General features: G+C 46.1%; 13 protein-coding genes. 5 read left to right on the top strand and 8 right to left on the bottom strand.

The genetic code is table 11. The features are described 5' to 3' along the window. Window positions 1–162: 162 nt before the first annotated feature. From secG to FYJ51_RS13975, 8 genes are all read right to left on the bottom strand, one after another. Window positions 163–387, bottom strand: a complete 225-nt coding sequence (gene secG, locus FYJ51_RS13035) for a preprotein translocase subunit SecG (protein WP_105302810.1) — start codon at window positions 385–387, stop codon at window positions 163–165. Between the two features lie 97 nt (window positions 388–484). Further along, window positions 485–1,000, bottom strand: a complete 516-nt coding sequence (locus FYJ51_RS13030; RefSeq protein WP_105302809.1) for a hypothetical protein — start codon at window positions 998–1,000, stop codon at window positions 485–487. 121 nt (window positions 1,001–1,121) lie between these two features. After that, window positions 1,122–2,537 carry a phosphopyruvate hydratase gene (gene eno / locus FYJ51_RS13025; protein WP_105302808.1) on the bottom strand — a complete coding sequence of 472 codons (1,416 nt, stop codon included), beginning with the start codon at window positions 2,535–2,537 and terminating at the stop codon, window positions 1,122–1,124. A 67-nt stretch (window positions 2,538–2,604) separates the two neighbouring features. Then, window positions 2,605–3,357 (bottom strand): triose-phosphate isomerase, encoded by a 753-nt coding sequence (gene tpiA / locus FYJ51_RS13020; RefSeq protein WP_154505981.1) that lies wholly within the window; start codon window positions 3,355–3,357, stop codon window positions 2,605–2,607. A 3-nt stretch (window positions 3,358–3,360) separates the two neighbouring features. Beyond that, entirely contained in the window at window positions 3,361–4,542 is a 1,182-nt protein-coding gene (locus FYJ51_RS13015; RefSeq protein WP_105302806.1) for a phosphoglycerate kinase, read from the bottom strand. Window positions 4,543–4,653: 111 nt separating this feature from the next. Then, complete coding sequence (locus tag FYJ51_RS13010; protein ID WP_205946339.1) at window positions 4,654–5,739, bottom strand: GHKL domain-containing protein; 1,086 nt, start codon at window positions 5,737–5,739, stop codon at window positions 4,654–4,656. A gap of 188 nt (window positions 5,740–5,927) precedes the next feature. Then, complete coding sequence (locus FYJ51_RS13005; protein ID WP_154505979.1) at window positions 5,928–6,635, bottom strand: LytR/AlgR family response regulator transcription factor; 708 nt, start codon at window positions 6,633–6,635, stop codon at window positions 5,928–5,930. Next, window positions 6,604–7,182 carry an accessory gene regulator B family protein gene (locus tag FYJ51_RS13975; RefSeq protein ID WP_154505978.1) on the bottom strand — a complete coding sequence of 193 codons (579 nt, stop codon included), beginning with the start codon at window positions 7,180–7,182 and terminating at the stop codon, window positions 6,604–6,606. The genes FYJ51_RS13005 and FYJ51_RS13975 overlap by 32 nt, the downstream gene beginning before the upstream one ends. Window positions 7,183–7,583: 401 nt before the next feature. Between FYJ51_RS13975 and FYJ51_RS12995 the strand changes: the two genes are divergently transcribed. The 5 genes from FYJ51_RS12995 (at window position 7,584) to FYJ51_RS12975 (ending at window position 10,859) form a co-directional block, all read left to right on the top strand. Then, the gene (locus FYJ51_RS12995) at window positions 7,584–8,330 is read left to right on the top strand and encodes an ATP-binding cassette domain-containing protein (RefSeq protein ID WP_205946338.1); all 747 of its coding nucleotides are present in this window, start codon (window positions 7,584–7,586) and stop codon (window positions 8,328–8,330) included. Beyond that, window positions 8,312–8,971 (top strand): hypothetical protein, encoded by a 660-nt coding sequence (locus tag FYJ51_RS12990; RefSeq protein ID WP_105302799.1) that lies wholly within the window; start codon window positions 8,312–8,314, stop codon window positions 8,969–8,971. The genes FYJ51_RS12995 and FYJ51_RS12990 overlap by 19 nt, the downstream gene beginning before the upstream one ends. A 290-nt stretch (window positions 8,972–9,261) precedes the next feature. Further along, window positions 9,262–10,038, top strand: a complete 777-nt coding sequence (locus tag FYJ51_RS12985; protein WP_154505976.1) for a hypothetical protein — start codon at window positions 9,262–9,264, stop codon at window positions 10,036–10,038. A gap of 83 nt (window positions 10,039–10,121) precedes the next feature. Continuing rightward, window positions 10,122–10,301 (top strand): hypothetical protein, encoded by a 180-nt coding sequence (locus FYJ51_RS12980; RefSeq protein ID WP_135358138.1) that lies wholly within the window; start codon window positions 10,122–10,124, stop codon window positions 10,299–10,301. Window positions 10,302–10,322: 21 nt separating this feature from the next. Then, the gene (locus tag FYJ51_RS12975) at window positions 10,323–10,859 is read left to right on the top strand and encodes a hypothetical protein (protein WP_105302795.1); all 537 of its coding nucleotides are present in this window, start codon (window positions 10,323–10,325) and stop codon (window positions 10,857–10,859) included. The last annotated feature ends 125 nt before the right edge of the window (window positions 10,860–10,984 follow it).

Below are 10,984 nucleotides of genomic sequence, written 5' to 3'. Positions count from 1 at the left end.
TCCGGCTTCCTTCCGTTGACACCTCACGATGTCCACGTTGCCTTTGGCTAGCGCTTTGAATCATGCCGCTATACATGCGCAAGGGACTTTCACCCTCGAGTTATCACCCATGTCGGGTGTACTAAAATAACAGCCGGCACATTGACCGGCTGTATTTCTGTTCTATTCCGTAACCCGGATCGCAATCACCAGAACGAAGAAGATGATACCGAGAATCATTGTGACATTCGAAACAACCTTCTCAGAACCTCTTTCCTTCACGTTCGCAAACAGGTTCAAGCCGCCGTTCCCGGTAAACGCACCGGAAATGCCATTTGACTTTCCACCCTGCAGAAGCGTGATAATCACGATCATTGCGGAAACGATCATCAATAATGCGTCAAGCATCCGAATACGTGCTCCTTTCGCCAATGCTTCGCTATTATAGCAGAATGTCAAGCCCTCTGTAAACACACGAAAAACAGTTCATCAGAGAGGATAATCCTTATTTCAGCGAAGCTTCTATTGGTAAAAAAGAATGTTCTTCTTCATTCAGCAGATAGTCTTCAAAGAATCCTTCCTTCTGCAGTTTCTTCAGAAGCGCAATCAGATCTTCTTCACTGCTGTCCAGTTCATTGGCAATGCCTCTGAGATCCTCTTCCTCATCCATTGCACGCTCGACTCTCTGAACCTGCTTGCCGGCAATTCTCACTCTGTGCGCATCCCAGGTGACACCAATTGCCACCGCCAGTGTCAGCGTCAGTACAAACACGCTTGCATGTCCGGTCATCGTGCCGGAGGCAGCACCATAGATATAGATCACTTCAAAGAGAATCAGAAGAATTCCGAACAGCTCCGTGATCCAGCCATTCGAAATCGAATGCTTCTTGTCTCCCCTCGTCAGCAATTCCATCAGCAGGATCCCCAGCAGATCCATGAAGAAAAACAGAAGAATGCAGCCAGCCCAGCAAAGCACCAGCAGACCAGAACTCAGACCTTTTTGTCGTGAATCAGAACTCATACCTTGTATTACTCATCTCCAATGACCGACATTGTAGCATATCTTCCTGAATTCTACGAATCAGCAAAAAGAAAACTGCCTCGAATGAGAGACAGTCTTCGGAAAGATTCAGAAAATCAGATTACTTCTTTGCCGCTTTCTTAGCAGGAGCCTTCTTGGCAGCAGCCTTCTTGGCCGGAGCCTTCTTGGCCGGAGCAGCCGGAGCAGCGGACAGAGCTCTGACATTGTAGAAAGCCTTCTTGCCACGATACTGAGCAACCGGGCCGAGTTCTTCCTCAATTCTCATCAGCTGGTTGTACTTAGCAATACGGTCAGTACGGCTCATGGAACCAGTCTTGATCTGGCCAGCATTGACACCGACAACGAGATCAGCAATTGTGGTATCCTCGGACTCACCGGAACGGTGGGAAACAACCGCAGTCCATCCTGCTTCCTTAGCCATCTCGATTGCATCGAGGGTTTCAGTCAGGGTGCCGATCTGGTTGAGCTTGATCAGAACTGCGTTAGCAGCATTCAGTTCAATTCCCTTCTTGATGAACGTGGTGTTCGTGACGAACAGATCATCGCCGACCAGCTGAATCTTATCGCCAAGACGCTCACGGAGCTTCTGCCAGCCTTCCCAGTCATTCTCTGCAAGACCATCTTCCAGAGAGATCAGCGGATACTTCTTCGTCCATGCTTCATACATGTCGATCATTTCTTCAGAAGTCTTCTCGCCTTCACCGGAACGCTTCAGAACATACTTGCCCTTCTTCTCATCATAGAATTCAGAAGAAGCCGGGTCCATAGCGAAGCAGATGTCATCGCCGAGCTTGTAGCCAGCAGCCTCAACAGCCTCAGTCATGAGAGCCAGAGGGCCTTCATTTCCGAGCGTCTCCAGCGGTCCCTTGTTGCCCGGAACACAGCTAGGAGCATAGCCGCCTTCATCACCGACAGCGGTGTTATAGCCATACTTCTTCAGAACCGTCTTCAGAGCATGGAATACTTCAGCACCCATACGGACAGCTTCATGCTCATTCTTAGCACCAACCGGCATGATCATGTATTCCTGGCAGTCAGCAGCAGAATCAGCGTGCTTGCCGCCATTCAGGACGTTCATCATCGGAACCGGCAGAACCTTGGCATTTGCACCGCCGATGTACTTGTACAGCGGCTCTCCGTAGTAATCAGCAGCAGCTCTTGCGCAAGCCAGGGAAACAGACAGCGTAGCATTTGCACCCAGGTTGCTCTTGAACGGCGTGCCATCGAGATCCAGCATAACCTGGTCAATCTCGGACTGGCAGGTAACATCCATGCCGATCAGCTTCGGAGCGATCTTGGTGTTGACATTCTCAACAGCCTTCAGAACTCCCTTGCCGCCGAAACGCTTCTTATCACCATCACGGAGCTCAAGAGCTTCCCGCTCACCGGTAGAAGCACCAGACGGAACAATTGCGCGTCCAAATGCACCGGATTCAGTGGTAACTTCGCATTCAACAGTCGGGTTGCCGCGAGAATCGAGAACTTCGCGTGCATAAACACTTACGATATAAGGCATCTTAAATTTATATCCTCCTTCGATAACCTTAATACTATTTCAGAAGAACCCTGTTCTTCCTGAAACCTTACTTAGTTGCGTCAACCAGAGCCTTGAAGGAATCAACCTTCAGAGAAGCTCCGCCGATCAGCGCGCCGTCGATATCCTCGCAAGCCATGTATTCGCTGATATTGGTCGGCTTGACACTGCCGCCATACTGAACACGCACACCCTCTGCAGCCGCATCGCCATACAGTTCCTTGACCGTATCACGAACCAGCTTGCAGCAGCTCTCTGCCGTATTGACATCTGCAGACTTGCCGGTGCCGATTGCCCAGATCGGTTCATACGCAATGACCATTCTGGAAACTTCATCTGCAGTAAGACCTTCCAGAGACTCTTTCAGCTCTGTCTTGACGACTTCAGCAGTCTTGCCTGCATCATATTCAGCTTCCGTCTCACCGACGCAGAGAATCGGAGTGATTCCTGCTTCAAACAAGCGCTTAGCCTTCTTTGCGCAATGTGCGCTGGTCTCTGCATAATACGTTCTGCGCTCGGAATGTCCGATGATGCAGTACGTGATGCCGATCTCCTTCAGCATCGGAACAGATACTTCACCAGTGAATGCACCGCTGTCAACTTCGTTGCAGTTTTCTGCAGCCACCTTGACTGCACCTGCATTCTTCACTGCAACATCGAGATCCACATACGGAGCACCGATGCCGTATTCTGCTTTTTCATCGCCGGTTACATAACCCTTGATGCCATTGAAGAATTCCAGGGCNTCAGACGGGGTCTTGTTCATCTTCCAGTTGCCGAAGATAATAGGTTTTCTAGACATGAATTACTTCTCCGGGATGATTGCAACACCCGGGAGCTCCTTTCCTTCCATATATTCGAGGGAAGCACCGCCGCCCGTGGAGATATGGCTGAACTTATCTGCATAGCCAAGGTTCTTCGCAGCCGAAGCACTGTCGCCGCCGCCGATAATTGTCGTAGCACCATCAAGCTCAGCAAGCGTTTTGCAGATCTCTTCGGTTCCCTTAGCAAACTCAGGCTTCTCGAATACGCCCATCGGGCCATTCCAGAATACGGTCTTAGCACCAGCAAGCTCCTTCTGGAACTCTGCTACCGTAGCCGGGCCGATATCCAGTCCCATATAGCCATCCGGAATTTCTCCAGCCTTTACCGTCTTGATATCCGTAGGATTATCGAAGTCATTTGCGATAACCGTATCTACCGGCAGAAACAGCTTGCCCTTGCCCTTCTCCATGAATTCCTTTGCAAGGTCTTCCTTGTCAGCTTCCAGCAGGGAAGTACCGATCTTGCCGCCATTAGCAGCAGCGAAGGTATAGGACATGCCGCCGCCGATCAGAACCTTGTCAGCAATCTTCAGCAGGTTCTCGATGACACCGATCTTATCGGAAACCTTAGCCCCGCCAAGAATTGCAACAAACGGTCTCTGCGGATCATTCAGTGCCTTGCCCAGAACGTTCAGTTCCTTTTCAACCAGGAAGCCTACAGCAACTTCCTTCATATTGGAAGGAATGCCTACTGTAGAAGCATGTGCTCTGTGAACAGAACCGAATGCATCCTCAACAAATGCATCTCCCAGAGAAGCCCAGTACTTGCCAAGCTCCGGATCATTCTTTGTCTCACCCTTCTCATAACGGGTGTTCTGCATCAGTACGATAGATCCATTCTCCTGGGCCTTGACTGCTTCCTCCAGCTCAGCTCCTCTAGTCGCATTGACGAACTTCACCGGTGCAGAAGTCAGCTCTGCCAGGCGCTTTGCGACAATGGACATATCGTTCTTTGCCTTATCCTCATCTGTCTTGATCTTTCCAAGGTGGCTGAGCAGAAGAACCTTTGCTCCATTCTCAGTCAGATAGTTGATCGTAGGCAGTGCAGCACGGATACGATTGTCATCTGTAATCGTATCTCCCTTGTGCGGAACGTTAAAATCCACACGAACAATTACGTGCTTGCCCTTAACGTCCAGATCCTTAACAGTAACCTTAGACATATATGATGAATCTCCTCCTTTTTGCGTTCATATTATAGCACCCCGAAAACATGTGAGTAAACGAACAATACGGCTATTCCACGACACTTTCTGCAATTCGCCGCCTAGTCTTCACATCCCCTTCACGAGCTGATCAGAATCCGCATGTGCAATCGCTGAAAACGAGAAAACTCCATCCTTGCACTTCACCCGAATATCCCCGCCATACTTTTCCGCAATGACTCTTGCAGAACGGAGTCCGTACTTTCCGCTCCGATCTGCTTTTCCCAGATAAGTTTCATAGGCTCTCTGGCCCTCTGTACTGATTGGATTCTCTACCTTCAGAAGAAAAAACCTTGAATTGGAACGAATCATCAGATTAATTTCATTTCCCCCGGAAATATGCAGAATCGCATTATCGAGGCTGTTCATCAGGAGGACAATCAGATCATCTTCCGACAGAAAAGGCTCTGACGAAACATTCAGCACACAGCGGAAATGGAGTCCGTTCTCTGAAGCTCGTTCCTGTTCCGCATGAAGGATATCATTCAGGGCCCTGCTCTTCGTTTCAATCGGAATTTCCAGAGAATCAAGCTCTTTCCGATACTTTCTGATCAGTTCTTCCGATCCCCCGCTATCCGCCAGCAGAGAGATCATATGTCTGACATCGTGTTTCATGCGCGAAAGCGATTCTGATATTCTCATATTCTCTTTTGTACTTCTCAGCTGAAGAGCCATCATCTCATTCATCTTCTGTTCTTCCCTGATCTTCTGATTCCGCTTTGCTGCAAGCCACACAGCAGCCCAGAAAAGCACAGCAAAACCGCCCAGACAGATCACTGCAATCGAAATCTTCTCACCATCAAACTTCTGATAAAACAGCAGTTCTTCAATGGAATTGAACATCATCAAGCAGAGGAATGCCATGCCTGCCGCCAGTAAGAATTCTCTTCTGTCAAGGTATTCCTTCTTCTGATTCACTGCAGCAGCCGCACAGTGCAGAGCAAGCAGCTGAAGCGGTTTTGAAATCAGAGTCACAATCACCCCATATTGTTCAAGCAGAAAAAGAATCTCAATTCTGCCGAACATGAAATACGAAGCAGCAATCAGCAGATACGTATTGATCACAGCAGTGATCAGATCAGGAATCAATGAGAAAAACAGCTTTCCTTCCGCAGAAAAATCAGAACCGATCGAAAGGCATATGTATGCAAGCATATAAAAGATCAAGCTTCGATATCCAGCCATGATTTCAGTCCTGTTGATATATGACATCAGCAGGAAGTGAAGAACTGAGTAAAGAACAAACGCAATCCCTTTCCTTGCCATGCTTTGGTTCGAAATCTGCCAGAAAAACAATCCGAACAGGCAAGCTTCCAGAAGATTGATTCCCAGATCAAAAACTGTCATATCATTTTCTCCATCAGGAATTGATTATATTGCTTTTTCACCCTGGATAATCTTGCAGCGCTGATCAGAATATGGCTGAAATCCGCAAGGATAATTCTTCCGCGCTCGATCTCTGAAACATAATCAAAATTCACCACGCATGAACTTGAAATCGCGCAGAACCGAATTTCCTGAAACGATTGAGAAACCATGCGCAGCGAATGATGGTCAATATATTCTTCTCCATCTGCGCACACAATCAAAGTATTGTTCCCTTGGGTATGCAGGTACATCACCTGATTGATATCAATCAGACGATCAGTCCTCTCACGCCCATGCAGTACATACAGTCTTTGTGAAGAAACCTTTCGGTATTTTTCAATTGCTTTCTCAAGGTCATCCTTCAGGTGTTCTTTCCTGACAAAGTAAAAAATACTGAGATCATAAGAGTCAAAGACATAACTATCGTGTGATGTGCAGAAAATAATCTTTTTTGAAGGGCACTTCTCCAATATCGTCTCAGCAATCCCAAAACCAGAGCAACCTGGCATTTCAATATCAATAATATAAAGTTCTGACTGATAAGGCTCCTTCAGAGAAGAACCATTCGTACAGCTTTCAAGCTCAAAGAAAAGATCGCTCCATTTCTGAGTGAGCAATGCATCAGAAATCTTTCTGATATCTTCCGGCTGATCATCTAGAATTGTAACTGTTACTGTTCTCATGATTCAGCACCTGCTGTATCAGCATCAGAATAAAATTCAATATCAGTATTATGGAAAGTCTCACAGAGAATATCCGAAATTGAAGGCAGGAGGCTAGAATCAGAAAAAGGAAACCCGCTAAAGACAATCTGGCATTCTTTCTGCATATTTCAGCCTCCCGATCAGTCATCGGTTTCTTCTGACTCAGGATAGGAGCAGTCAGAAATTGGTAAACCGCAGAACTTGATGCAATCAGAAAAACCATTGGATGGTGCAGCAACACAGTTACCAGGTAATTGAAAACTATAAAAATCATTGAGTACAGGAAAACACATGCAGGAATAGAATGTGCGTGAAAGCCACCTGTATATTGCCTCAGTATTGAAAGTCCAAGAATAAAAGTAATTGAAGAAACAAGATCATGATAGTGATAGATTCCGATCAAGATCACAGGCAGAAAATCCAGGGTGTCGACAATGACTGTATTCAGCCCATAGATAAAACAATTCTGTTCGGCAGAAGGCACTTCAAATAATGTAATAGCTCTGTCAATAAAAGCCGAATCCATATAAGCATCATAGCAGAACTATGCAAGCAATAGAGCATTTTACGTTATGAATTTTCCTTTAAGAAGATTGGCCACGTATGACAATGATTTACGATGGACTTTCGCCAAAAGGCCTTTCACTGAATTTTTCACGATATGCAGCTCGTTTTTCACGAATTGATTGATAATCCATATCAGCTGAAGATATAGTCCAAATATAGATTGCTGATCGTGAGCAGACGGAATGCCTGCTATCGCATCACTCTTTGATTATCAGAAAAGGATAGTCACATAGATCGAAGAAGAATGGAGGTTATGATGAGAAGAACCGGCATTCAATGAATCCCGGGATATTCTCCCGGGACAGTATTGATTCATTCAATTTCTCTGACATCAGATTCAGGATTAAGAAAGGGACGATTATGAGGAAACTCAGAAGAGTCCTCACCGTGGTATTGCTTTCGCTTTCTATCTTCTGTGTGCCGGTTCTTGCTAGAGATACAGATGTGAATCTGGTAAATTTCTATATTCCTGCACAACAGAAACTCGCGGAATATTACCTCGATGCTTATTGCCATGGAAGGTATCTCTTTGTAAACCTGGTGAAAACGGGGAGTAAAACTGACAAAGTAAATTTCCGGGCGGTTGACAGCTCTGAAACACAGCTGACTACTTGGGGAATGGCAGCAGAAGGAACCATTATGTATAACGGGAAAGCCGTTTCTTCAGATACGATTTCTGATTTCAATTTCGGCGTGTCCATTGAGAAGCCGGAACTGATCAATGATCTCAGCGGACTTGCTAATATCAGGTTTCTGGCTTCTTTCCGCAAAGTGGTTTCAAATGCGCAGATTCAGGCCTGGTTTGAACGGTTCGGACTGAGCTCTGCTAAGAACAAGAAGGCTGGAGACTATTCCCTTGGGATGAAGCAGAAGCTGATGCTGATTCAGGCATTCATGGAAGATCCGGATGTGATTCTGCTGGATGAGGTCACGAATAGTCTGGATCTGCAGTCAAGAGAGATTCTGTTTGACGTGATCCGGGAAGAACGAGCAAAGGGAAAAGTGATCCTGCTGGTAGATCATGACCTGGAAGAAATGAAGGAAATCAGTGATTCCATCATCACGATCGAGAAAGGAGAGATCCGGCCATGGGACTTCAGAAAATAGCAGGAGGACTGCTGGTATTCTCTCTGCTTTCTGCAGGCGGAGGATACTTTCTGCGCGGAAGCTACCCGATCACACCATCTGAGGAACTGGAGCAGGTTTATCCGGTCTCAGTAAGTCCGATTGCTGCTGTGTTTTCGTATACAGATCACACAGAAGAATATGGCAGTTCCTTTCTGCAGGGAGAAATCATTGAAGGAACTCCATTATCCAGAAAATGTTCCGGAACTTCCATCATCACCACCGTACAGGTCAGCCAGGTATTTTCAGGAGAACTGGAAGCAGGAAAGATGATTCAGGTCATTGAACCATATTCGCTGGCTGGAGAGATGGAATCCACTTATTCGGGATATCTTCCGATGATGATGAACCAGGAGTATCTGCTGAATCTTTCCAGGCTTTCCGGAAATCTGTATGCCATCCGGGCAAATGAGCTTGGGTGCTATCCTGCAGCCGCCTTCAGTACCATAGAGCTGAGTGAGGACATGACGCTTGGGGCAGATCGGCAGTATGAGACAGTTCTGATACTTTCAGAGAACTATGCTTCGGAGGTTCTGTCTGCTTCAGAAACAGATGGATACCGGCAGGCAAGAAAGGATTCCATGCAGAGAGCTCAAAGTTATCTGAGAACTGATGCCGGATGATTCCAGCCATTCTTTTATTAGAATAATACTGATACGTCTTATAAAGAGGCAAAAGAATTGTAAGCAATAAGAGGTGCATTAACTAAAGGTCGCCCTGTGATTGTCTATATGCAAAAACTTACTGGCGGTTCGCATGCCGTAGTATGTTATGGTTATGAAGCATACAATGTAAATGGAAATACTGTTTATTATCATTATATTTTCAATCCATCTAGAGCTGCCGCTGCAAAAATAACTATCGAGGATTATATGGCTGAGTGGTATATAAAAGGAGTTCATGTATATTACAAATGATTAACAATAAAACCTATTCAATTCTATTAATCAGCTCTCTGCTGCTTGCCGCTTGTTCTTCAGCAGATTCAGGCAAAGCTTCTGCTAACGCTTCACCGGATCTGACTTCTCCGTCTGAAACCACTGCAGTTACTGCTGATCATACAGAAGAACCAGCACCAACTCCGTCAGAAGTGTCTGTTCCTGAACCCTCTTCCTACACAGATACAGATACCGGAATCATTTATTCCGCTGTTGATGAAAGTGCAATTTCAGCAACCTATATCCGTCACACGGAACCCGAAGCAGAAGTTACCAGGTTTCCGGATCAGATCCAGGCAGAATATCTTTCCTCTGAAAACGGGTACTCCTGGTTCACTTTCAGAGATACAGATTCGAACGATTCTGTAACAGTCGGAGTAATGTCTCTGCTTCCGGATCTTGAATTACAGATAACCGGGGAAAAGGCAGAGGAAGGAGATCGGATCTACCTTGCGCTGAATTTCAATCATGGAATTGCCAACCCGCTCCAGAAATCTGACAGCAGATATGGTTTGTACTGGTACAACTGGAACTTTGCTTCGATTGATGGGGTTGTCTTCCAGACCTACGTATTAAGCAGCACTTCGGAAGCACCAGGAAAAGGCGGAGAAGTCATTGCTGAAAGCAATAGCTGGCAGCTGATTCGCAATGACAGCTACTATTCCACCGTGATGGGGTCTGCTGATGTTTCCGATGAAGAGAAACAGGAAGTTGAAGTTCTTCATCAGAATGAATTCATTATTCTGAAGTGAGGAATTCATCTCATCAGAGCATTTATTATGCATGAATGTTCCTCACTGAAAACAAACTTCACAGAACAGAAAGGAAGAACTTGATGAAAATCAGAAAGTATACCGTACTGATTCAGTCGCTAATGATTGCTATGATCTTCTTTCTGGTCTATCTGGCGGCAGAAGGACTGGTTTCAGCAATCAGAATCGGCGTTACCGCATTCCTCTGCTCGATTGTTATCCGATATACCGCTTCTTCGATGAGGCATAAGTCATCGCTGTAATCATGCATGCAAGGAGGACCTATGAAATTGATTCAGAGAACTGCCATGATTGTGATTCCCCTGTTCCTGCTTTCAGGATGTACTTCTTCTCCCAGTCTGATTGAGTCAGATGAGGCAGTATCTGCATTTCTGAAGAATGATGTTTCAGAGATGCAGTATGAACTTCCCCTGACCTACACTGCCAATGGAAAATCTCGCTCTTCCTCCACCGGATGGCTGAGCAATCAATCACCAGTGGACGAATCAGAGGCAGTTCAGGAATGGTTAAAGATGTCTGAACTGGCCGGTACCACCAACATTGAACTGCTTCAGAAAGAGATCACTTCCTTCTCCTTCACAGAAACGGATATCGAATTCACGCAATCCGATCTCGTTTATATGGTACAGCCGGAAGATGGAAAGATCGTCTATTTCTTCCAAGGCGGTCTCAAGACAATATCAGATGGCACTCGTCACCTGTATGCGACAGAAGACTCTGCTTACACGGAACTCATGGAACAGGTTACTTCAAACGCTGCCGATCTTGTTGCATATGAAGTCAAGAATATGAGTTATTAAATCGAGTAGGAGGATGAGAGCGTGAGCTCTCATCTTTTTTCCTCTCACACCACCGGAGAAGCCGTTCGGCGTCCGGCGGTTCGAAGCACCAACAAATTACATCACTGTTACATGTACCAAGGTAA

The sequence above is a fragment of the Stecheria intestinalis genome, assembly GCF_009696165.1.
Taxonomy (GTDB): Bacteria; Bacillota_I; Bacilli_A; order Erysipelotrichales; family Erysipelotrichaceae; genus Bulleidia; species Bulleidia intestinalis.
This window is presented reverse-complemented; position numbering and strand designations above follow the sequence as displayed.